General features: G+C 70.8%; 17 protein-coding genes (1 of these 17 running past the window's edge). 8 read left to right on the top strand and 9 right to left on the bottom strand.

The annotated features are described in order from the left end of the window. Positions 1–18: 18 nt before the first annotated feature. The gene (locus tag NRF20_RS36680) at positions 19–4,836 is read left to right on the top strand and encodes a hypothetical protein (protein ID WP_413753963.1); all 4,818 of its coding nucleotides are present in this window, start codon (positions 19–21) and stop codon (positions 4,834–4,836) included. Between the two features lie 89 nt (positions 4,837–4,925). Here NRF20_RS36680 and NRF20_RS36685 read toward each other — a convergent pair whose 3' ends face one another. Beyond that, a complete protein-coding gene (locus NRF20_RS36685; RefSeq protein WP_398633835.1) occupies positions 4,926–5,408 on the bottom strand; it encodes a hypothetical protein in 483 nt (160 codons plus the stop codon). 402 nt (positions 5,409–5,810) lie between these two features. Here NRF20_RS36685 and NRF20_RS36690 point away from each other — a divergent pair, with 402 nt between their 5' ends. From NRF20_RS36690 to NRF20_RS36705, 4 genes are read left to right on the top strand one after another with little or no spacing between them, the layout of a single operon-like run. Continuing rightward, the gene (locus NRF20_RS36690; RefSeq protein WP_398633834.1) at positions 5,811–8,711 is read left to right on the top strand and encodes a nitrate- and nitrite sensing domain-containing protein; all 2,901 of its coding nucleotides are present in this window, start codon (positions 5,811–5,813) and stop codon (positions 8,709–8,711) included. Next, positions 8,708–9,151: a roadblock/LC7 domain-containing protein gene (locus NRF20_RS36695; RefSeq protein ID WP_398633833.1), complete on the top strand. Its 444-nt coding sequence runs from the start codon at positions 8,708–8,710 to the stop codon at positions 9,149–9,151. The genes NRF20_RS36690 and NRF20_RS36695 overlap by 4 nt, the downstream gene beginning before the upstream one ends. 9 nt (positions 9,152–9,160) lie before the next feature. Further along, positions 9,161–9,583 (top strand): DUF742 domain-containing protein, encoded by a 423-nt coding sequence (locus NRF20_RS36700; RefSeq protein ID WP_114248879.1) that lies wholly within the window; start codon positions 9,161–9,163, stop codon positions 9,581–9,583. Continuing rightward, positions 9,564–10,169 (top strand): GTP-binding protein, encoded by a 606-nt coding sequence (locus NRF20_RS36705; RefSeq protein ID WP_382950322.1) that lies wholly within the window; start codon positions 9,564–9,566, stop codon positions 10,167–10,169. Before NRF20_RS36700 ends, NRF20_RS36705 begins: the two co-directional genes overlap by 20 nt. A 194-nt stretch (positions 10,170–10,363) precedes the next feature. Here NRF20_RS36705 and NRF20_RS36710 read toward each other — a convergent pair whose 3' ends face one another. From NRF20_RS36710 to NRF20_RS36730, 5 genes are all read right to left on the bottom strand, one after another. Next, positions 10,364–11,554: a lipid-transfer protein gene (locus tag NRF20_RS36710; protein WP_398633832.1), complete on the bottom strand. Its 1,191-nt coding sequence runs from the start codon at positions 11,552–11,554 to the stop codon at positions 10,364–10,366. Beyond that, positions 11,551–12,039: a Zn-ribbon domain-containing OB-fold protein gene (locus NRF20_RS36715; RefSeq protein WP_266363333.1), complete on the bottom strand. Its 489-nt coding sequence runs from the start codon at positions 12,037–12,039 to the stop codon at positions 11,551–11,553. The genes NRF20_RS36710 and NRF20_RS36715 overlap by 4 nt, the downstream gene beginning before the upstream one ends. Positions 12,040–12,097: 58 nt before the next feature. Beyond that, a complete protein-coding gene (locus tag NRF20_RS36720) occupies positions 12,098–12,445 on the bottom strand; it encodes a DUF962 domain-containing protein (RefSeq protein WP_266363335.1) in 348 nt (115 codons plus the stop codon). Positions 12,446–12,561: 116 nt separating this feature from the next. Beyond that, a complete protein-coding gene (locus NRF20_RS36725; RefSeq protein ID WP_398633830.1) occupies positions 12,562–13,368 on the bottom strand; it encodes a M15 family metallopeptidase in 807 nt (268 codons plus the stop codon). A gap of 85 nt (positions 13,369–13,453) precedes the next feature. Beyond that, the gene (locus NRF20_RS36730; RefSeq protein WP_413751981.1) at positions 13,454–14,668 is read right to left on the bottom strand and encodes an IS110 family transposase; all 1,215 of its coding nucleotides are present in this window, start codon (positions 14,666–14,668) and stop codon (positions 13,454–13,456) included. Positions 14,669–14,974: 306 nt separating this feature from the next. Between NRF20_RS36730 and NRF20_RS36735 the strand changes: the two genes are divergently transcribed. Then, positions 14,975–15,505 carry an NUDIX domain-containing protein gene (locus tag NRF20_RS36735; RefSeq protein ID WP_398633859.1) on the top strand — a complete coding sequence of 177 codons (531 nt, stop codon included), beginning with the start codon at positions 14,975–14,977 and terminating at the stop codon, positions 15,503–15,505. Positions 15,506–15,541: 36 nt separating this feature from the next. Here NRF20_RS36735 and NRF20_RS36740 read toward each other — a convergent pair whose 3' ends face one another. Next, complete coding sequence (locus NRF20_RS36740; protein ID WP_413753964.1) at positions 15,542–17,893, bottom strand: glycoside hydrolase family 31 protein; 2,352 nt, start codon at positions 17,891–17,893, stop codon at positions 15,542–15,544. A gap of 223 nt (positions 17,894–18,116) precedes the next feature. On the opposite strand from NRF20_RS36740, the gene NRF20_RS36745 reads away from it, so the two are divergent. Both NRF20_RS36745 and NRF20_RS36750 read left to right on the top strand, forming a co-directional pair. Then, on the top strand, positions 18,117–20,093 hold the full coding sequence (locus NRF20_RS36745) for an acetoacetate--CoA ligase (RefSeq protein WP_413753965.1): 1,977 nt from the start codon (positions 18,117–18,119) through the stop codon (positions 20,091–20,093). A gap of 67 nt (positions 20,094–20,160) precedes the next feature. After that, positions 20,161–21,096, top strand: coding sequence for a hypothetical protein (locus NRF20_RS36750; protein ID WP_398633827.1), 936 nt, complete (start codon positions 20,161–20,163; stop codon positions 21,094–21,096). Positions 21,097–21,159: 63 nt separating this feature from the next. On the opposite strand, the gene ptsP is transcribed toward NRF20_RS36750, so the two are convergent. Then, positions 21,160–22,830 (bottom strand): phosphoenolpyruvate--protein phosphotransferase, encoded by a 1,671-nt coding sequence (ptsP, locus tag NRF20_RS36755; protein ID WP_398633826.1) that lies wholly within the window; start codon positions 22,828–22,830, stop codon positions 21,160–21,162. 76 nt (positions 22,831–22,906) lie between these two features. Further along, positions 22,907–23,354: the 3' portion of a PTS glucose transporter subunit IIA gene (locus NRF20_RS36760; RefSeq protein ID WP_266363348.1), read on the bottom strand. 2 nt of this gene lie beyond the right edge of the window; 448 of the gene's 450 nt are visible here — the last part of the coding sequence; the start codon is cut by the window's right edge — 1 of its three bases falls inside, at position 23,354; the stop codon is at positions 22,907–22,909.

A 23,354-nucleotide genomic window follows, 5' to 3' on the forward strand; every position in this document is an offset into this window, starting at 1 on the left:
CGACGAGAGTCCGCCGCCATGTACGAGCTGTCCCGGGTCCGCCTCTACTCCATCGGGCCTGCCGGTGCGCGCTATGCCGACACCGTGCTTGACCTGCGTGGAGTGGGCGAGCCCGTGCCCAACCCCGCCCCGGCACAAGCGGAGTTCTTCGAGGAGGAGCCGGTCGGCCCGCCGCGCCGCCCCGCCCCTGCCGGTGTGCTCTTCCTGGAGAACGGCGGCGGCAAGTCGGTGCTGCTGAAACTGATCTTCTCGGTGATGCTGCCCGGCCACCGCAACACCCTCGGCGGCGCCAGCTCCGGCGTACTGCGCAAGTTTCTGCTCGCCGACGACTGCGGGCATGTCGCCCTGGAGTGGCAGCACACCCTCACCGGCGAGTGCGTCGTCGTCGGCAAGGTCAGCGAGTGGCGTGGACGGCAGGTCTCCAACGACCCGCGCAAGTTCGCCGAGGCCTGGTACTCCTTCCGCCCCGGGCCTGGCCTCAGCCTGGACTCCCTGCCGGTCGCCGAGGCCACCTCCGTCCACCGCCCCGTCGAAGGCGTCTCCGGCGCGCAGGGCCGTCGGCGCACGATGAAGGGCTTCCGCGACGCCCTGACCGAGGCGGGCAAGTTCTACCAGCACCTCGATGTGCACTGGGAAGAGATCCACGACCGCTGGAACGAGCACCTCGGTGACCTCGGTCTCGACCCCGAACTCTTCCGCTACCAGCGCGAGATGAACGCCGACGAGGGTGAGGCGGCCGGCCTCTTCGCGGTCAAGAAGGATTCCGACTTCACCGACCTCCTCCTCCGCGCCGTCACGGACACCCGTGACACGGACGGGCTCGCCGACCTGGTGAGCGGCTTCGGCAACAAGCTCGGCCGCCGAGCCGAGCTGACCGCGGAGCGCGACTTCACCGCGGGCTCGGTCGATCTGCTCGGCCGGATCGTCGAGGCCGCCGGTACCCGGTCCCGCACCCGGGACATCCACGCGGGCGCCGAGCGCCGCACCCGTACGCTCGCCCGCAGGCTCTCCGCCCGCGCCGGCCAGGAGCGCGGCCGGACCGCCGAGCTCGCCCAACAGGTGACGGGCGCCGCGCACACCGTCACCACCGCAGAGGAGGCCCGCAGCCGCAGCGCCCTGATCGCGGCCGAACTGGCCTACCGGCACGCCTCCCTGGCCCTGACCGCGGCGGAGAAGGGCGCTGCCGCCCAGCGCCGCGAACTGGTCGACGCCCGCACCCTGCACTCCGCCTGGCAGGCTGCCGAGGCCGTACTGCGACACCGCGCCGCCGCCGACCGCTCCGCACGTGTGGCCGTGGCCATCCGCGAGGCGGAGCGCGACGCCGCGCCTGCGCTCGCCGCCCGTGCCAAGGCCGCCGCCGATCTCGTACGGGCCCTGCACACCGCGGCGGAGGCCGGCGAGACCCTGGCCAACGAGGAGGAGGAGCGCTCCGACACCCTCCAGACGGCGGGCGAGACCGCCCACCGCGATGCCACCACCGCAGCCACCGAGGCCCAGCGCGCCCGCAGCGAGGCCGGACATCTGCGCCAGCGCCTTGCCGAGGTCGAGCAGGAGACAGCAGAAGCGGTACGGGCCGGCTGGCTCGACAACACCGCGCCGGACGCCGACCCGGCGCGCGCCGCCCTCGCCGCGAGCGACGCCGAGCAGTCCGCCGTCGCCGCATGGGACACCGCCAGGGAGGCCGCACGTTCGGCGGCCGACCTGGCCAGGGAAGCCGCAGCCGCCGAGAGCCGCGCCGAACTCGCCGCGGCGCGCGCCGCCGATGCCGCGCAGGCCGCGGATCAGTCGTACGGGGCCGAGCTCAGGGCCGCCGAGTCGATCGCCGCCGACCACCGTCTGGCCGACCTGCTTGGCCTGCCCGCCACGCATGGCACAGGCGTACCCCGGCCCCGCAGCGGAGCGGCCGGGGCGGAGAGGGACCCGGACGCCCCGCACGGTCCGGACCACCAGGAACAGGCAGGCCGGCGGGGCCAGGCGGGTCAGGAAGGCCAGACCGGCCGGCCGGACCGGGCCGCCCACGCCACGCACACCGTCACTGCCGAACAGCCCGCCGCCCACGAACAGCCGCTCACCGCCCAGGAGCTGGACCGCAGCGCCGACGAACTGCGGGAGCTGCTCGACCAGGGCATCGCCTCCGCCGAGCGCCGCCTCTTCGAACTGCGCACCGCGGCCGCCGACGACTCCCGCATCCTCGGCGCACTCGGCGACGGCGGACTGCTGCCGCCCGGCCCAGATGTCCTGGCCACCGTCGAATACCTTGGCGAGCACGGCATCCCCGCCCTTCCCGGCTGGCGATACCTCGCCCAGGCCGTCGACCCCGCCGACCACGCGGCCGTACTCGCCGCCCGTCCCGAACTTGTCGACGGCGTGGTCATCACCGACCCCGACTCGCACGCCCGCGCCCGCGACGTCCTGAGCGGCGCCGCCCTTCTGCCGCGCTCCGCCGTCGCTGTAGGCACCGCCGCCGCGCTGCTCGCCCCCGTCCCGGCCGCCGGCACGGGCTCGGCCGCGAGCACGGAAGGGGTGTTCCTTGTTCCGCCGAACCCGGCGATGCACGACGAACACGCGGCCGACGAGGAGCGGCATGCTCTCAGGAGCAGGGCCGCCGCCCGCGACGAGGACATCCGCACCCTCGCGGCCCGCCTCACCGCCGACCGCTCCCTCGCTGCCCGCATCGGCTCCTGGCGCGCCGACTGCCCGCCCGGCATGCTCGCCGAGCTCGCCGAAGCAGCCCGCACCGCCCGTTCGGCCGCCGAGGCGGCAGAGGCCGCACTCGCCGAAGCCCGTACCGTGCGCGCCGAGGCCGACGAGGCCGCCGCGGATACCGCCCGCGTCCGCGATGAACGCCAGGAGGCCGCCCAGCGCGCCCGCCGCGCCGCCGACGCCCTCGCGGGCCTTGCCCACCGGCTACGCGAGCGCGCGGGCTGGCAGGCGAAATTGCGCGAACTGATCGACGAAGCAGCCGAGTCCGAGGCCCGCGCCACCGTCTGCCTGGAGCGGGCTCGCGCCGCCGACGAAGACCGCAGGGCCGCTCAGCGCGCCGCCGACGACGCCCGCCGCACCGCCCGCGCCCTGCGCGCCGAACGTGCCGAGATCGCAGGAGCCCCCGAGCACCTCCCGGAGCCCGAGGGCGACACCCCACGCCCCGCGCTTCCCGCGCTGCGGGAGGCCTACCGAGCCGCATCCCAGCTGTACGAGAAGGTGGGCGTCGGCGCAGACCTGCGCGCCGAACAGGCCCGCGCGGAGAGCGACGAGAGCGCCGCCCTCGCCGAGCTGGACCGGCTCACCAACAAGGTCCGCACCCGGGCCGCCCAGCTCCTCGAAGGCACCGACGGCGCCGACGGCCCCTCCAGGCAGGCGGCCGCCGCCCGCGCCGAATCCTTGGTTCAGCTCCTGGAAACCAGGGCTTCCACCGCGAGCGAGCAGCTGGGCCGGCTGCGGGGAGAGGCCGAGCGCCTGGCCCCGGTCGACGGCGAGACCCATCACACCGAACTCCCCGACGAGCTGGTCCCCGCCGACGCCGAGCAGGCCCAGGCCCTCCTGCGTACCGCCACGGCCGAACTGGCCTCCGCCACCGCAACCCTGGACACCGCCCGCGCCGCCCACGCCGAGCTGCTGCGCGCACACCGCACCGCCGAGGACTCCGCAGGCGGCTTCGACGAGACCGCGGCACTTCTGCGCGATCTCCTCAGGGACCACGGCGCGGACGACGACACGGAGGCCCCCGAGCCGTACCCGGGCAGCCTCGACGAGGCCCGGCAGTCCGCCGCAGAGGCCCGCCGCTCACTGCGCGGCTGCGCCGCCGACCTGTCCGCAGCGGAGAGCGCCGTACGGGAAGCGAGCGACGTCCTCGTACGGCACGCCAACTCCACCCGCTACGAACAGGTCCGCACCCCCGCCCGCCAGCAGATCCGCGAACTGCCGGCCGCGGCGCTGCCCGAGCACGCCGAGAAGTGGGCCGCCGCCTTCGCACCCCGGCTCCGTGTCCTCACCGACGAGCTGGCCCAGTTGGAGCGCAACCGCGACTCCATCGTCGACCGGCTCCGCGGCCTCGTGGAGTCCGCGCTCACCACCCTCCGCTCCGCCCAGCGGCTCTCCCAGCTCCCCGAAGGACTGGGGGAGTGGTCAGGCCAGGAGTTCCTCCGGATCCGTTTCGAGGAACCCGATCAGGCGACGCTCACCGAGCGCCTCGGCGAGGTCATCGACGAGGCCACCCGCGCCGCTCTGAAGAAGAACTCCGATCTGCGCAGGGACGGCATGTCCCTCCTGCTGCGCGGTGTGCAGGCGGCGCTGGAGCCCAAGGGCATCGCCGTGGAGATTCTCAAGCCGGACGCGGTGCTCCGTGCCGAACGCGTCCCGGTCGGGCAGATGGGCGACGTCTTCTCCGGCGGTCAGCTGCTCACCGCCGCCATCGCCCTGTACTGCACGATGGCTGCACTGCGCAGCAACGACCGGGGCCGCGACCGGCACCAGCACCGGCACGCGGGCACGCTGTTCCTGGACAATCCCATCGGCCGGGCCAACGCCACCTATCTGCTGGAGCTCCAGCGAGCGGTGTCGGACGCCCTCGGCGTACAACTGCTCTACACGACCGGACTCTTCGACACCACGGCGCTTGCCGAATTCCCGCTGGTCATCCGGTTGCGCAATGACGCGGACCTGCGGGCCGGGCTGAAGTACATCAGCGTGGAGGAGCACCTTCGCCCCGGGCTGCCTCAGCAGGACCCGAACGGCGAGACCGTGCACGGCGAGATCACCGCCACCCGCATGTTCAAGCGCGCCACGACACCGCCCGACACCGCCCGGGTTCCCGCTCAGGGCCCGTCCGACGAGTAAGGACGGCGAGCAGGAACGGCGAGCAGGGAGACACCGCGGCCACAAGCCGCGAGAGCCCTGCTCGATCCATGGGGCAGGGCAGGCAGCGCTCAGGCCCGCGAGAGGCTGCCCGCGCCCCGGCGGCGTATCCGCGCATCGTCCCGCTGCGCGGTCCGCGCCGCCCGCCGGGCTCTGCGCCGCTCACGGCGCAACTGCCGCGCCGAACTGCTCGGCACGGACACCACGCCGTTGCGCTGATTCCAGACCTGCCGGGTGACCCAGACATCCAGCACCGACCAGGTCGTAACCACCGTGCTGCCCACACTGCTCAGCACCATCGGAAAGGCAAGCCAGGACCCCGCCAGCGTGCACAGGAACGCCACCATGGCCTGGATGACCGTCAGCGACATGATGAGCACGGCACGCACGGCAGCCCTACGGACCGGGTCCGGCATCCGCCGCCGTATCGCAGGCTCTTCCACCCAGAGCTGCCGGTGCTGCTGGCACGGGATCTTCGCCCCGCCTGTCGCCGCCGAGACCGCCGTCGCAGCCGGTGCCGACGACACCGCACTCCGACGCTCTTCCGTATCCAAGGACTCTCAACTCCCCACCGCTGTCCGACTTCAGGGTTGCTGCCCGGCATGCGCCGTTTCTACGCGGGCGGACCGGGCCGTCCTGCCCTGGGCGCTCCCCGTGTTCCCCCTGACCCGTACAGAGAGACGAGTGACCAGCTGTGAAGATTCCCTCGACCCGTCACCGAACGAAGAATTCCAGCCAACTGCCCTGCCGAACAGTGTGATGCTCTGACAGGTCTCTTCTGCCGCTTTCGCGAATTTCATTGCCCGGAATACCGGGAAAACTCGTGATCAACACCGGGGAGTGCGGCTGAAAATCGTCCGGACATCCCTTCGAGTTGTCTCTCTGTCGGTAGTAGGCTCGCGCCGTTTGTTGACGGAACACGACCACCGCCCCGTCGGGCCGGGCTGGAGGAGGCCATGCGCTTTCGCGGGAAGTCCATCCGCAGGAAGATCGTGGCGTTGCTGCTGGTGCCGCTCGTCTCCCTCACCGGACTCTGGGGTTTCGCCACTTTCCTGACAGGGCGCGAGGCCGGCCACCTGTTGAGCGCGAGCACCATCGTGGAGAAGGTCGGTCATCCTCTGGAGGGCGCAGTCCGTGCCATTCAGGACGAGCGCCGTCAGACCCTTGTCTTCCTTGCCGACCCCAGGGCCTCCAACGCTCTGCCCCTGCTGGAGCGCCAACGAGCAGCCACCGACCGTGTCGTGGCGGATGTCAGGGACAGCGCAAGGCAGAAGGACATCCGCGATGCACTGCGGCCCGAGGACGAATCACAGCTGAACGCGGTCCTCGGCACGGTCGAGGGCCTTGGCGCACTCCGCGATTCGGTCGAGAAACGCACCATCGACCGCCTCAAGGCGATGGAGTTCTACGACCGTCTCATAGACCCCTGCTACCGCTTTTTGACCGGCCTCCGCACGATGGAGAACGTGTCGATGGACAAGCAGGTCCGCGCGCTCGTGGGCATCTCACGCGCCCGCGAAATGCTCTCCCGCGAAGACGCTCTGGTTGCCTCGTCACTCATCGCCGGACGGCTCACCGCGTCCGAACTGCGCCAGATCTCCGACCTCGTCGCCAATCGCAAGCTGCTCTACGAGATAAATGGCGAGATGCTTCCCTCGTCGGAGCGCCAACGCGTGGCGCAGTACTGGTCGAGCCCGGACAGCGAAGCGCTGAGGGCCGCGGAGAACACGCTCATCAGCGGCGGTCCCTCCCAGGACCCGCGAGCGGTCGACGCCGAGCGGTGGCAGGAAGTGGCCCCGCCGGTCCTGGACCGGCTCGCCAACGACTCCACCGAGATGAACAACCGTTTCCAGGACCGCGGCAAGCCCGCCGGCTACAGCGTCCTGATCAAGGCCGGGGTCGCGGGTGTCCTCGGATTCCTCGCCCTGCTCGCCTCGGTGTTCGTCTCCGTACGCATCGGCCGCGAGCTCATCCGTGACCTCTCCCGGCTCCGGAAGGACGCCCATGAGGTCTCCGGCGTACGGCTGCCGAGCGTGATGCGCCGGCTCGCCGCAGGTGAACAGGTCGATGTCGAGACCGAGGCACCGCACCTCCAGTACGAACGGGACGAGATCGGCCAGGTCGGCCAGGCCCTCAACACCCTGCAACGGGCCGCCGTCGAAGCCGCGGTCAAACAGGCGGACATGCGCCGCGGGGTCTCCGAGGTCTTCGTCAATCTCGCCCGCCGCAACCAGGTCCTGTTGCACCGGCAGTTGACGCTCCTGGACACCATGGAGCGCCGCACCGAGAACACCGATGAACTCGCGGACCTCTTCCGCCTCGACCACCTGACCACCCGCATGCGGCGCCATGCCGAGGGCCTGGTGATCCTCTCCGGTGCCGCACCGTCCCGTCAGTGGCGCAAGCCGATCCAGCTGATGGACGTGGTACGGGCAGCGGTCGCCGAGGTCGAGGACTACGAGCGGATCGAGGTCCGCCGACTGCCCCGCATCGGTCTCGGCGGCCCCGCCGTCGCCGACCTCACCCATCTGATCGCCGAACTCCTGGAGAACGCCACCGTGTTCTCGCCGCCGCACACCGCGGTCCAGGTGCACGGTGAACGCGTCACCAACGGCTTCACGCTCGAAATCCACGACCGCGGTCTCGGCATGGCTCCCGACGTCCTCCTCGACGCCAACCTGAGACTCGCCGAGACCCCCGAGTTCGAACTTTCCGACACCGACCGGCTCGGTCTCTTCGTGGTCAGCCGCCTCGCCCAGCGGCAGAACGTCCGTGTCTCGCTGCAGACCTCTCCCTACGGTGGCACGACCGCCGTCGTCTTCATCCCGGCGGCGCTGCTCACCGACGCCCCGGAGACGCACGGCACCGGCTTCCGCCTCGACCGCCGGTCCGAGAAGGCGATCGGCAGCGGCGGGAGGGCAGCCGGCCAAGGACCGGGCAGCGACAAGGGCCGCAGGGACGGCGTGCCGGACCGCCGCGCCACCGGCAGGCCCTCCGGCCTCGCCCCCGTCCCCACCGGCCTCGTGGACCCGGCCCTCCTGGACGGGCCCGTCGAGCTGGAGGGACCCGTCGGAGCGCTGGGCTTCGAGAACGACCCCGTACTCGATCCGCTGATCGACCCTCTGCTGGGCGGTGCTTCCGACATCCACGACACCGAGAGTGAACGCGGCGGCATCTTCCGCGCCCGCGACCCCCGGCGCGACGGTGACCGCGAACAGCACCAGCAGGCGTCCGACCGGGCAGGGGAGTCCGCGGCCGATGTACGGGCGATGCGCCCCGGCGGCCCGGTGCCGCTGCCCCGCCGCAAACCGCCGACCCTGGTCGCCGACAACGGACGCCGGGTCGACGAGGCGGGCCGCGCCCACCCCACAACCGCCGAGCACGACTCCTCACCCGGACCGGCCGAAACCGGCAGTCCCACCACCGGCGCCGGGATCAGACCGTCGGCCGCCGCCCCGTGGCCCTCCGTCGTCGACACCGGCAGACCCACCGAGCCGCGGCACCCCACCGAACCCCGGCGGCCCACCGGCTTCCGGAAACCCGCCGAGCCGGCCACACCTCCTGAGCCCGTGCCTCCGACAGCGCCGAGCGCGGCCCGGGAGACCGTGGGTGGTCTGCCCAGGCGCATCCGGCAGGCCAGCCTCGCCCCGCAGCTTCGCGAAGCCTCCGGCGGCCGCGATGCCGAGCCGGCCGTAACGGAACCGTCTCAGGACTTCGAGCGGGATGCGGACGAGGTACGCAGCCGCATGGCTTCGCTCCAACGCGGCTGGCAGCGCGGCCGTCGGCAGAACGCCGAGGACGTGACCGGTCCCGGCGAAACAGCACAAGGATCCACTCCGGGAGGGGACGGCCGATGACCGCACCGAACGCCGCAGCACCCAACGCCGCACGCCAGGACTCAGGCCAGCTCAACTGGCTGCTCGACGAACTCGTCGACCGCGTCGCCAGCATCCACAAGGCGCTGGTGCTCTCCAGCGACGGCCTCGCCACCGGCACGTCCAAGGACCTGACCCGCGAGGACAGCGAACATCTGGCGGCCGTCGCTTCCGGATTCCACAGCCTCGCCAAGGGCGTGGGACGCCATTTCGACGCGGGCCGGGTCCGCCAGACCGTCGTCGAACTCGACGAGGCGTTCCTCTTCGTCACGGCGGCCGGTGACGGCAGTTGTCTCGCCGTGCTGGCCGACGCCGACTCCGACGTCGGTCAAGTGGCTTACGAGATGACGCTGATGGTCAAGCGCGTCGGCGTCCACCTGGCCAACGCTCCCCGGACGACCGGTCCGACCGCCGGGGGGTGAGTGGACGGCATGAGCGCTGATTCCTCCAGATCTCCGGCAAGGCCCACGGACCCGCAGGCATCGCGCTGGTACGACGCCGAAGCGGGCCCTGTGGTCCGTCCGTACGCGATGACCCGGGGCCGTACCAGCAGCGCCTCCCGTCATCGGCTCGACCTGATCGCGATCGTCGTCCCGGAACCCGCGGCCGACGATCCCGGCCGGAACCAGACGCTCTCCCCGGAACATGTGGAGATCGTCGAACTCTGCAGTGACATGCCCCAGTCGATCGCCGAACTCGCGGCCGGCCTGGATCTCCCCGTCGGGGTGGTCCGGGTACTGGTCGGTGACCTCGTCGAGGACGAGCTGGTGCACGTAACCCGTCCCGTTCCGCCGGCCGAGCTGCCGGACGTGAACATTCTTCGCGAGGTGATCAATGGCCTTCGGGCGCTCTAGCCGCAACAGACGGCCCGTTGAGCCCGTTACCCTGAAAATCCTGGTTGCGGGCGGCTTCGGGGTGGGCAAGACGACTCTGGTCGGCGCGGTCAGCGAGATCAGGCCGCTGCGTACGGAGGAGAGACTCAGCGAGGCGGGCCGCCCGGTGGACGACCTGGCGGGCGTGGAGGCGAAGACCACTACCACCGTAGCCATGGACTTCGGCCGGATCACACTCCGCGAGGACCTTGTGCTGTACCTCTTCGGCACCCCGGGTCAGGACCGTTTCTGGTTCCTGTGGGACGAACTCGCCCAGGGCGCGCTGGGAGCGGTCGTGCTCGCGGACACCCGGCGGCTGGAGGACTGCTTCGCGGCGGTCGACTACTTCGAGCGCCGTGCGATTCCGTTCACTGTCGCCGTCAACTGCTTCGAGGGAGCCGACAAGTTCCCCACCGAGACGGTGCAGGCGGCTCTGGACCTCGACCCGGAGGTGCCGGTGCTCATGTGCGACGCACGCGACCGCTCCTCCGCACGGGACGTACTGGTGGCGGTCGTCGAGCACGCAGTGGCCCGGGTGGAGCGTCCCCGCGAGCCCGCAACGACGTAGGCCCATCGGCCGGCACAGTGCCGGAAACGCGGCCCGCACCCCCGCCGACCGGGGTACGGGCCGCGCGTTGTTGCCTGACCGGGCATGGATTTTTCACTTGGCGTGATGGGTCGTCAAGGCTGTTGACAGCAAGCGCTGTTCACGACAGGTGCCGTGCAGACCGTCGCGCACGGCAGATCGGCCGGGTAAGGCGCTCAGCGGACCGCGACGACTGCGGATCCATGGCCGAACAGCCCTTGATTCGCCGTGATCCCGACCCGCGCGCCCGGAACCTGCCGTCGGCCCGCAGCGCCGCGCAGCTGCCAGGTCAGCTCGCAGACCTGGGCGATGGCCTGCGCGGGCACAGCCTCCCCGAAGGAGGCGAGTCCGCCGCTCGGATTGACCGGGATACGGCCACCGAGCGCCGTCGCCCCCTCACGTACGAGCTTGGCGCCCTCACCCGCACCGCACAGCCCGATGTCCTCGTACCACTCCAGCTCAAGAGCGGTCGACAGGTCGTACACCTCGGCCAGGGACAGATCCTCGGGCCCCACGCCCGCCTCCTCGTACGCCGCCCGGGCGATCGAGGCGCGAAAACTCTCCGCGGCCGGCTCCACGGCGACCGCCGAATCGGTCGCGATGTCCGGAAGGTCGAGTACGGCCTTCGGGTAGGTCGGCGTCACGGTGGAGACGGCGCGGATACGGACCGGATCCGTGGCCCCGTGACGCCGGGCGAACTCCATGCTGGACAGCACGAGCGCCGCCGCGCCGTCGGACGTTGCACAGATGTCCAGCAGCCGCAGCGGATCGGCGACCACGGCGGAGGCGGCGACCTGCTCGGCGGTCACGGGCGCGCGGTAGCGGGCGTTACGGTTCAGCGCACCGGCCGCCGCGTTCTTCACCTTGACCAGCGCGAAGTCTTCCGGGGTGTCTCCGTGCACGGCCATCCGTCGACGGGCGTACAGCGCGAAGTACGCGGGGTTCGTCGCGCCGAGCACCCGGAAGCGCAGCCAGTCGGGGTCGTCCGGCCGGTCGCCGCCCGCCGGGGCGAAGAACCCCTTGGGTGCGGCGTCCGCACCCACCACGAGTACCACCTCCGCCAGGCCGGCGAGGATCTGTGCCCTGGCAGTGTTGATCGCCTGGGCACCCGACGCACATGCCGCGTACACGCTGGCGACCCTCGCCCCCTGCCAGCCCAGTGCCTGCGCGAACGTCGCACCGGCCACATAGCCCGGGTAGCCGCCGCGCACGGTGTCCGCGCCGACCACCGACTGCACGTCCCGCCAGCCGATCCCCGCATCACCGAGCGCCGTCCGGGCCGCCGCCGTGCCGTATTCGACGAAGCTGCGCCCCCACTTGCCCCACGGATGCATCCCGGCGCCGAGGACGGCCACCTCCCCGGTCATGCCGCACCGCCCTCGGCCCCGCCGGTGCCCTCGGACGGCACCGGCCGCCAGTGCCAGGTCGTCCACACCGGGGCCGGATCGGTCCCGGCGGCGGCGCCCCCGCTCAGCACACCCGGCACCACCTCGACGGTCATTCCGACCGCCAGATCCGCGACGCCCACCCCCGGCGCGGCCTGTCCGAGGACCACCATGCGCTCGGCCGCCAGCTCGACGGCCACCAGCGTGTACGGCTCCCAGGGCACGTCGGGGTCGGAGAGGTAGGGGGCGGGCGGCCGGTAGCGGCCGTCCGTGTACGACCAGACCGTGCCGCGCCGGGAGAGCGGCACTTCGGCCAGCTCACCGCCCGCGCACTGCGGATTGCGGCAGAAGACGTCCTGACGCGGGAAGAAGACCGACGAGCAGGCAGAACAGCGGGTGCCCAGCAGTCGGAAGTCCTCGTCGGTGCTGTCCCCGGTGAACCATCCGGCCACCACTGGTGTGCGCATCTGTGGCAAAACCCCTCCCCGATAGAAGTTCTGACGGAACGTCAGAAGTGTGTCACGGTCAGCGGTTGTCGGCGAGCCACTTGGCGGCGGTCTCTGCGAGCTCCCGGTCGCGGCCCGCCAGCATCATCCGGATCATCTGTACGTCGCCGCGCAGTGACCAGGCGGGGTGCCCGAACGTGGCCGGATTGTTCTTCTCGATCAGGAAATGGGCGGGCCAGGCGGTCCCGTACCCGATCAGCGGAAGTGCGACCGCGTACCTCTTGCGCCCCCGTGCCAGGCCGTACGCGGTGACCGCGAGGCCGGTGAGGGTGCCCGTCAGATGGACCCAGCGGGTGGCGGCCCTGGAGTGCATCGCGACGTAGTAGGGCCAGAACTCCTCGTACGAATCGAACGTCTGCTGTGACATACGGGCACCGTAATGGCTTGAGCGGCAACCGGACACGGTCGATCCGCGTCCGAGAAGAAGAACGGGCGGCCGGAACCCACGGGGGTGGTCCCGGCCGCCCTTTCTCCGCGCTCGCGTCAGTGCCCCGCGACGGACCTCCCGGCCACCGGGAAGTCGAAGTAGGTGTCGGGGAACAGCTCGGGCTTGAACGTGTAGTGCCACCATTCCTCGGCCAGATTCACAAAGCCGGCGTCGGTGAGTGTCTTCTTCAGAAACTGCCGATTGGCGCGCTGAGTTCCCTGGATGCGCGGGTCATCGGTGTGCGAGAGCGTGTCGAAGCAGTCGAATCCGGTGCCCATGTCCACGGAGTTGTCGGGGAAGCGGTCGGCCCGGGGCGCGTAACAGGGCACCTGCTTCCGACCCGGCAGATACGGCGCGGTCGGCGCGGCGGGCAGTTTCACCAGCGTCAGGTCCACCGTGCTGCCGCGGCTGTGCCCGGACTTCTCCGCGATGTAACCGTCGGCGAACAGTCGCGTCTTGTCGACCCGGGGGTAGAACTCGCCCTTCATGGCCTCGTCGTCGAGATCCTTCGCCCACCGCACGAAGTGGTCGACCGCCCGCTGCGGCCGGTAGCAGTCGTACACCTTCAGCGAGTAGCCCTGCTTCAACAGCCGGGTCTGCGCGCGGTGCAGGGCCCGGGCCGCCGGCCGGGTCAGGATGCAGAGCGACTGGCGGTAGCCGTCCACCGGCACGCCCATGAAGTTGTGTGCGGTGGGGTAGCGCATCTCCTGGATGATCGTGGGATCCACCGAACGCAGCGCGACGAACTCCTCGGGGGCCTTCGGCTCGGGCTTCGCCTGCGCCGCGGGGGCGGCGGCGGTGACGGCGAGCAGGGTGGCGGCAGTGGCTGCCAGGACACGGAAAGCGGAAGCGATGCCTGTCATGAGCACATAATCCAGTAGTGCGGGGGGGGTGCCTCTATGTCCTTCGTCAAGGACGTGGTGCCGGGTGTGCGGGTTTTTGGGGTGGTTATGCGGCCAGGATGGCGGTGGGGGCTTTGGACTCGTAGAAGGTGCCGTCGCGGAGCATGGCGAACAGGACGCTGATGCGTTGGCGGGCGAGGCGGAGGAGTGCTTGGGTGTGGGTCTTGCCGCGGGCGCGCTGGCGGTCGTAGTAGGTGCGGGAGGCGGGGTCTGCGTTCATGCAGGCGAAGGCGGAGAGGAACATCGCGCGTTTGAGCTGCCGGTTTCCTCCTCGTGGTGCGTGTTCGCCGTGGATCGAGGTCCCGGACGACTTGGTTGTGGGGGCGAGGCCGGCGTAGGAGGCGAGGTGGGCTGCGCTGGGAAACCCGGTGCCGTCGCCGACCGTGACCAGCAGGACGGCGGCGGTCCTGACTCCGACTCCGGGCATCGAGGTCAGGACCGGGTGAAGAGGGTGGGCCTCCAACAGGGTGGTGATCTGGGCTTCGAGCGCTCTGCGCTGGTCGTGGACCGCTGCGAGCGAGGCGGCCAGGGACGGGATCACGATGTCGAGGGTGCCCGTGCCGGGAACGATGACGGTCTGTTCGTCGAGGGCGTCGAAGATGTCGTCGATCAGCCTCTGTGCCATCCGCGGGGCCTTGGGCCGGATGAGTTCGACGAGTCTGCGGCGGCCGGCTTTCCTCAGGGCGGCCGGGGATCCGTATCGTTCGAGGAGCCAGGTGACGGCCCGGTGGTCCAGTCGTGGGCCCAGGACGCGCTCGAGGCTGGGGTGGAACTGGGTGAGCAGGCCGCGTATCCGGTTGCTGGTGCGGGTGGCTTCCGCGGCGAGGTCCTGGTCGAAGCCGGTCAGGACGGTGAGCTCGGCGGTGATCTCGTCGGTCAGCTCCAGCGAGCGCAGGGTGTGGGGCATCGTCCGGGCGGCGTCCGCGATCACCGCCGCGTCCTTCGCGTCGGTCTTCGCCTCGCCGGGATACAGATCGGCGATCCGCCGCATCGCGAGTCCGGGCAGGTAGGCGACCTGGCAGCCCGCGTCCCGGGCGACGGTCAGGGGCAGAGCACCGATCGATGCGGGCTGGTCGACGATCACCAGCACGGTGCCGAACTTCGCGGTCAGCTTGTCGAGGACGGCCCTCAGTTTCGGTTCGCTGTTGGGCATCGGCTTGTCGAAGACCTTCTTCCCGGCCGGGGTCAGCCCGTGGCCGTGATGGGCACTCTTGCCGACGTCCATGCCCAGGAAGACGCCCACATCGCCGGTGTCGAACATCGCACCCCTCCCAAGTGGTTGACCTTGCCGGCCTCGGCGGTGGCACCGTGCTCGCGCATCCACGTTATGCAGACCTGCCGCCCGCGAGCTGCCCGGCATTGCACCGGGCCAGGCGGTGGCCGGACCTCTCATCAGCGTCTCCGACGGCACCCCACGGACCCGGCGACACCACCCCCCAGGTCATCGCTTCGACAGAGGGGACACAGTCATACCGGGCCCGGAGGCCAACGGCCCCATTGCAGGACCGCGAAAAAGATAACGGGGGCCTGGCAGGCGATCGGATACAGTCCGCGCGTGCCTGCGCCCATGAGCAATCCCGACAAGCCGGTCAAGGACTCCCACTGCGGCAGCTGCGGAGCACCGTACTCCGCCTCGGTGCCTCCCACCGCCTGGCCCCGCACCTGCACCGTCTGCGGCGACACCGCCTACCGCAACCCGCTGCCGGTCGCCGTGGCCCTGCTCCCCGTCACCGACCGGGACGGCACCGGACTCGTCGTCATCACCCGCACCATCCCGCCCCACCGCGGCGGTCTCGCCCTTCCCGGCGGCTTCATCGACCACGACGAGGACTGGAAACACGCGGTCGTACGTGAACTCCACGAGGAAACCGGCATCGAGGCCGACGAACAGGACGTCCGCCTCGCCGATGCCCTCAGCGCTCCGGACGGCCATCTGCTCCTCTTCGGCCTGCTTCCGGAACGCCCCGCGGCCGGCCTCCCGCCCTCCGGGCCGACCGACGAGACCTCCGGCTTCCAGCTGCTCCGCACACCCACCGAGCTGGCCTTCCCCCTGCACACCCGGGCCGCCCGCACGTGGTTCGAAGGCGGCTACCACTGACCGGCCCGACGGCCCCTCCGCACACCGCGACCCGGCCTACAACCCCCGCACACGCACCGGGTGGTTCACCGGCCCCTCCTGGCCCTCCCGCTCCACCCGAACCTCGCCGTCCACCAGCCGCGACGTATACCGCTCGACCTCCGCCCGTTCCCAGCCGTCACCCGCATCCCGGACCACCAGACCGCCCCCACCTCGCCCCGCGGCCGGAGCCCACACCTCCAGTTCCACACCCCCGTCCGCACCCCGCACCGGCAGCACCGAACCCGCCCGCGCCAGCACCGGCACACGCGCCAACGGTGCGTCGAGCAACACCTGCCCCGGCCCCTCGTACACCTCACCCGTCGCCGTGTCGTACCAACGCCCCCGTGGCAAACGCACGGCCCGGCGATCCGCACCACGCTCCAGCACCGGCGCCACCAGCAAGGCGTCGCCCAGCAAGAACGCGTCCTCGCACTCCCGCAATGCCCGTTCCCCGGGCGCACCCCACCAGAGCGGTCGCACATACGGCGCACCGGTCAGCCGGGCCAGCTCCGCCAGCGTCACGAAGTACGGGTGAAGCCGCTCCCGCTCCACCAGCGCGGCCCGCGCATGTTCAAGCACCTGCGGTCCGAACTCCCACGGCTCCCGCCGTCCCGCGTCGATCGCCGCATGGGTACGGAACAACGGCAGATACGCGCCCAGCTGGAACCACCGCAGATACAACTCCGGCGACGGCGAGCCGTCGAACCCACCCACATCCGGCCCCGAATACGGAACCCCGCACAGCCCCAGCCCCAGCACCAGCGCCAGCGAGGCCCGCAGTCCCGGCCAGCCGGTCTCCACATCACCGGACCAGGTGCCCCCGTAACGCTGCATCCCCGCCCAACCGGAACGCGAGAACAGAAAAGGACGCACCTCCGGCCGCAGCCGGCGAAGCCCTTCGTACCCGGCACGCGCCATCGCGAGCCCGTACACATTGTGGGCCTCGCGGTGATCACCCCCGCGGCCCTCCAGAGAGTGCCGCGCCGACCGCGGCAGCGTCGGATCTCCGAACGCCGCGAACGAAACCGGCTCGTTCATGTCGTGCCACACACCGGAGAACCCCTGCGCGAGCCGCTCCTCATACAGACCACCCCACCACTTCCGCACCTGCGGATCGGTGAAGTCCGGATACACGCACTCACCCGGCCACACCTCCCCGCGCACCGCCCGCCCCCGCGCATCCCGGACGAACGCCCCGCCGCTCCCGACCGCCCTACCCGAGTCGAACACCGCATCCCCCGGCTCCGCCTTCACCGCGGGATCGACGATCGACACCAGCCGCACCCCGTCCTCCCGCAACTCCTTCGCCAGCCCCGGCAGATCGGGAAAATGCTCACGGTCGACGGTGAACACCCGATGCGCGTCGTAGTGGTCGATGTCCAGATGCAGTACCGACAAGGGCAGCCCCCGCTCCCGGTACCCGGCAACGATCCGCCGTACCTCCCGCTCGCTCCCGAAACCCCAACGGGCATGCTGCGGACCCAACGCCCAGGACGGCGGCAGCGCGGGCGCACCCGTGAGCGTCGTCCAGCCCTGCAGCACCCGGGCCGGCGTACCGGCCATCACCCAGCAGCGCAGCGGCCCCCCGTCCATCCGCACCTCACACAACCCCGGACGGTCATGGCCGGATCCCGCACCCTCCTCGCCCTCGCGCAACGTCACCCGCCCCGACCAGGTGTTGTCGTGGAACACCAGATGCGTCCCCGCATCGGAGACCACCATCTGCACCGGCATCGTCAGATACAGCGGATCGTCATCCGGCCCGAAGTGCCCACCCGGATCGGTGTTCCACAGCTCGTACACACCGTCCCGCAGCCGCGGCCCCGACGCCCGTCCGCCGAGCCCGAAGAACCGGGCGTCCGCCGGCACCTCGGATCGCTGCACCCACCGGGCGGCACCACCCGCCACCGGCTCCCACCAGCGCGGCGGCAACTCGCGCCGGAGCACCACCCCGCCAGGAGTACGCAGTTCCACGGCCCCGTGCCGCGACACCGCAACGGTCAGCCGCTCCGAGACCACCTGCCAGCCGCCGTCCTTGTCCGGTTCCAGCTCGGCCCGCGGATCCGCCTCGGGCGCCGCACCGGCCAGTGCGTACGACGGCAACGGCTCCGCGCCGTCCCAGCCCCAGAACACCGCACCGCCCACCGCCACCCGGACCCGCAACTCCGAACGCGCGAACCGCACCACACCCCCGCCCGGCCCCGGATCCGCCCCGACCACAAGTCCCGGCACTCTCGCCCGCTCCGCACCGCGCCGCGGCAGCGCCCGCGCATCCGCATTGCGACGCCGCAAGGAGGAGCGCACCGCGCGCAGCCCCTGCACCGAACCGACCATCTTCACCGAGCGCACCAGGTCACGACCGTTCATGCAGTTCACCCTGCCACCCGACAGGGCGGGTGCGGGCTCCGTTCAACTTCCGTTCACCCGTGGCCGGACCACATATCCGGACACACGACCATGGGCGGCGAACCCTGGTGCGAAAGACGATCACATGGCATCGTCCGTAAAAGCCGCCTCACGCGCACACCCCAGCACGTGTGCGCGCGAACCACGCCCACCCCGCGTACCCGCACAGCCAGGGAGCCGCCCCATGACCTCAGCAGCGAACGAAGCCCCCCTCTGGCAGCCCGACGCCGAGCGCATCGCCGCCGCGGCGGTCACCCGCTTCCAGAGCTGGGCGGCCGAGCGGTACGGAGCACCGGCCGATGGCGGCTATCCGGCGCTGCACCGCTGGTCCGTCGACGAGCTGGACACCTTCTGGCGGGCCGTCGCCGACTGGTTCGACGTACGGTTCTCCACCCCGTACGAGACCGTCATCGGCGACCGCACCATGCCCGCCGCCCAGTGGTTCCCCGGTGCCACTCTCAACTACGCCGAACACGCCCTGCGCACCGCGGAGGACCCCCTGCGCGCAGACGCACCCGCCCTGCTCCACGTCGACGAGACCCACACCCAGGTCCCCATCTCGTGGTCCGAACTCCGCCGCCGGGTCGGATCGCTCGCCGCCGAGCTCCGTGCCCTCGGCGTCGAACCGGGCGACCGTGTCAGCGCCTACCTTCCCAACGTCCCCCAGGCCGTCGTCGCCTTCCTCGCCACCGTGGCCGTCGGCGGCGTCTGGACCTCCTGCGCCCCCGACTTCGGCGCCCGCAGCGTTCTCGACCGCTTCCAGCAGGTCGAACCCGTCGTCCTCTTCGCCGTCGACGGCTACCGCTACGGCGGCAAGGAACACGACCGCACCGACACGGTCGCGGAGCTTCGCCGCGAACTCCCCACTCTGCGCGCCGTCGTCCACATCCCGCTGCTGGGCACCGAGGCCCCGGAAGGCGCCCTCGAATGGTCCGCCCTCACTTCCGCGGACACCGAGCCCGTCTTCGAACAGGTCCCCTTCGGCCATCCGCTGTGGGTGCTCTACTCCTCCGGCACGACCGGACTCCCCAAGGCGATCGTCCAGTCCCAGGGCGGCATCCTGCTGGAACACTTCAAGCAGATCGGCCTGCACTGCGACCTCGGCCCCGACGACCGGTTCTTCTGGTACACCTCCACCGGCTGGATGATGTGGAACTTCCTCGTCTCCGGCCTGCTCACCGGGACCACACTCGTGCTGTACGACGGAAGCCCGGGCTATCCGGACGTCAGCGCCCAGTGGCGCGTCGCCGAACAGACCGGAGCGACCCTCTTCGGTACCTCCGCCGCCTATGTCATGGCCTGCCGCAAGGCCGGCATCCACCCGGGCCGCGACTTCGACCTCTCCCGCATCCAGTGCGTCGCCACCACCGGCTCCCCACTCCCGCCCGACGGTTTCCGCTGGCTCCACGACGAAGTCGCCGACGAACTCTGGATCGCCTCCGTCAGCGGCGGCACGGACATCTGCAGCTGCTTCGCCGGCGCTGTCCCCACCCTCCCCGTACACATCGGCGAACTCCAGGCCCCGTGCCTCGGCACGGACCTCCAGTCCTGGGACCCCGCAGGCAAGCCGCTCATCGGCGAAGTCGGCGAACTCGTCGTCACCGCACCCCTGCCCTCCATGCCGATCCGCTTCTGGAACGACCCCGACGGCAGCCGCTATCACGACAGCTACTTCGACATGTACCCCGGTGTGTGGCGCCACGGCGACTGGATCACGATCACCGAACGCGGCTCGGTCGTCATTCACGGCCGCTCCGACTCCACCCTCAACCGCCAGGGTGTACGCATGGGCTCCGCCGACATCTACGAAGCCGTCGAGCGGCTCCCCGAGATCCGCGAATCCCTCGTCATCGGCATCGAGGAGCCCGACGGCGGGTACTGGATGCCGCTCTTCGTCCACCTCGCCGACGGGGCGGCGCTCGACGACGACCTGCGCAACAGCATCAAGCAGACCATCCGCGAGAACCTGTCCCCGCGCCACGTCCCGGACGAGGTCATCGAGGTCCCAGGCATTCCGCACACCCTCACCGGCAAGCGCATCGAGGTTCCGGTCAAACGCCTTCTGCAAGGCACGGCCCTGGCCAAGGCGGTCAATCCCGGCTCGGTCGACAACCTCGAACTCCTCCGCTTCTACGAGGACCTCGCCCGCAAGCGTGCCTGACCGTCTGCATTGTCAGTGCCCATGATTACTCTGAGTGAGCAATGATCGACAGCGCACTGGGGGAGTAATGGCGCACACCAGGAACACCAAGCACGCCAAGCACAGCGCGGCCGCCGGGTACAGCCGCTCCGGCACATCCATGCGACGTACGCTGCGCCGCGAAGCACCCAGCACCATCGGCCTCCTGGCCGACGAGCAGGACTTCGCGGCGATGCAGCGCTACCGCACCTTCACGTTCGACGACCACGCCGTCTATCTGCAGCAGGTCGAGGGCCTGCTCAAAGCCCTCGCCGCACAGGGCATGCACGCCACGGTCGCTCTCTTCGACCCGGAGGAGTACGCGGAATTCTGCACCGAGTCGGGAATCGCTCCCGACGCTCCCGCTAGCCGCAGCCGCTTCACCGCCGAGATCGCCTCAGCCGGGGCCACCGTCGCATACGCCGGGCAGCCCATCGACACCCTGATCCCGCTCCTGGTCAGCCGAGCCGTCCGCCAGGCCACCTGGGAGTACGCCACGATGACCCTGGCAGGCCTCGGAGATTGCGCGGACTGCGGCCAGGACATCGGCCGCGCCGCCTTCGACCGGGCCTCCCACCTGCTGCTGCGCCTGCTGGAGACGGCAGGCCCGGGCACCCACCACCTCGTCTGCAGCGCCCCCACCGAGAACGAGCACCTGCTCGCCGTCCTGCACACCGAGCGCGACACCACGGGACCGGCCCGCCTCGAAACAGCGGAAGGAGCCGAGTTCGTCACGGTGCTCGCCGTCGGTATCGCCCTTGAAAAGCCCGGGGGAGTCGTACTCCGTACGAGCAACCGGGGCACCCAGGACCGGGTCCACGGCTGGCGGCTGGCCCGCGGCAGCCTGGTCCCGCTCACCGCCGGTGAGGTCTTCAGCGCCTACTGCACCGACGCCGACACCGGCGAACCGGTCGCCCCGGAGTCACATGTGGAGTACTGCGCGGGCTTCGACCTGGGCGCGGACGAACCGGAATCACACCACTGACAATCCGAAGGGGCTCCCCGCCACCATCGGCAGGGAGCCCCTTCAACCACAGACGCCGCAGGGCTACTCGCCCGACAGCACCGCCTGAGCCGCCACCCGTGCCTCTTCGGCGGAGTCCGCCGCACGCGCGGCGGAAGCGGCACGCTCGCACTGCGCAAACGTGTACTTCGCCAGCGTGGCGCGGACATAAGGAATGGACGCGGCCCCCATCGACAACGACGTCACACCCAGCCCCGTCAGGACACAGGCGAGCAGCGGATCGGAGGCGGCTTCACCACAGACACCACAGCTCTTGCCCTCGGCCCTGGCCGCCTCCGCCGAAAGCGCCACGAGGTCGAGCAGCGCAGGCTGCCACGGATCCTGCAGCCGGGACACCGCACCCACCTGACGGTCGGCGGCAAAGGTGTACTGCGCGAGGTCATTGGTGCCCAGCGAGAGGAACTCCACCTCCTGCAGGATCGAGCGCGCCCGCAGCGCCGCAGACGGAATCTCCACCATCGCGCCGAATTTCGCCCGCAGCCCGGCCTCACGGCAGGCATCTGCGAAGGCCTTCGCATCCTTGCGGTCCGCCACCATCGGAGCCATGACCTCAAGGTAGACAGGCAGACCCTCGGCCGCCTTCGCCAGCGCGGTCAACTGGGTCCTCAGTACCTCGGGGTGGTCCAGCAGACTCCGCAACCCGCGCACACCCAGCGCCGGGTTCGGCTCGTCCGCCGGCGTCAGGAAGTCCAGCGGCTTGTCGGCGCCGGCATCCAGCACCCGCACCACGACACGTCCCTCGGGGAACGCCTCAAGCACTGCCCGGTACGCCGCAACCTGCTTCTCCTCGGACGGTGCCTGCTTGCTGTCGTCCAGGAACAGGAACTCGGTACGGAACAGACCCACGCCTTCGGCACCGGCCTCGACCGCCGCCGGCACATCGCCCGGCCCACCGACATTGGCGAGCAGCGGGACCTTGTGGCCGTCGGAGGTAGCGCCGGGACCGGTCGAAGCGGACAGTGCGGCCTTGCGCGCCGCAGCGGCGCTCTCCATCTCCGCACGCTTCTCGGCGCTGGGCTGCACGAAGATCTCACCGGTGCTGCCGTCCACCGCGACGACCGTGCCCTCGGCCAGTTCACCGGCACCGGGGAGCGCCACCACGGCAGGCACACCGAGCGCCCGCGCCAGAATCGCGCTGTGACTGGTCGGCCCGCCCTCCTCGGTCACAAAGCCGAGCACCAGGGCCGGGTCGAGCAGCGCCGTGTCGGCGGGCGCGAGATCCCGTGCGATCAGCACGTAGGGCTCGTCGCTGTCCGGCACACCTGGCATCGGCACACCGAGCAGGCGAGCCACGATCCGGTTGCGCACGTCGTCCAGGTCGGCAACCCGACCCGCAAGGTACTCCCCGGCGCTGGCGAGCAGAGCCCGGTAGGCGGCGAACGCGTCGTAGACGGCGCGCTCGGCGGTGCTGCCGACGGCAATGCGCCGATCCACATCAGCCATCAGCTCGGGGTCCTGAGCCATCATGGCCTGGGCTTCGAGCACATGCTGGGCCTCGCCACCGGCCAGATTGCCGCGCGCAATCAGATCGGCCGCCACAGCCTCCACAGCCTGGCGAGCGCGCCCCTGTTCGCGCTCCGCCTCCTCGGCCGGAATTTGCTTGGCTGGCGGTTCGAGTACCGCCGTGCCCATATGACGCACCTCGCCGATCGCCACTCCGTGGCTCACACCGACGCCTCGCAGCGTTGTCTCCATTTCACCCGTCCCCGGTTGTGCGGCGGCCCGTGCCTCCGCGGTGGATATCCAGTCGGCCTTCACTGCACCGAGTCCGTCACTGCCAACCGAACAACGTGTCGCCGATCTTCACGTCCCCGTCCTCACGGACGTCGGAGAGGGAATCAGCGGTGGCCTCCAGCGCGACGATCGGGCACACGGGGGACTTGCCGGCCGCCTCGACGCCCGCAGGATCCCAACGCACGATGCCCTGACCGCGCGTGACCGTGTCCCCCTTGTTCACGAGCAGCTCGAAACCCTCACCATTGAGCTGAACGGTGTCGATGCCGAGGTGCACGAGAACACCGCGCCCGTGCTCGTCCACGACGACGAACGCGTGCGGGTGCAGGGAGACAACGATGCCGTCGACCGGCGATACGGCCTCGGACGGCTCGCGTACGGGATCAATGGCGGTTCCAGGACCCACCATCGCGCCGGAGAAGACCGGGTCCGGTACCGCAGCGAGCCCGATGGCATGTCCGGCAAGAGGGGACGTCACAGTGGTC

This window comes from Streptomyces sp. R-74717 (assembly GCF_047305335.1).
In the GTDB taxonomy this organism is placed as follows: Bacteria; Actinomycetota; Actinomycetes; order Streptomycetales; family Streptomycetaceae; genus Streptomyces; species Streptomyces atratus.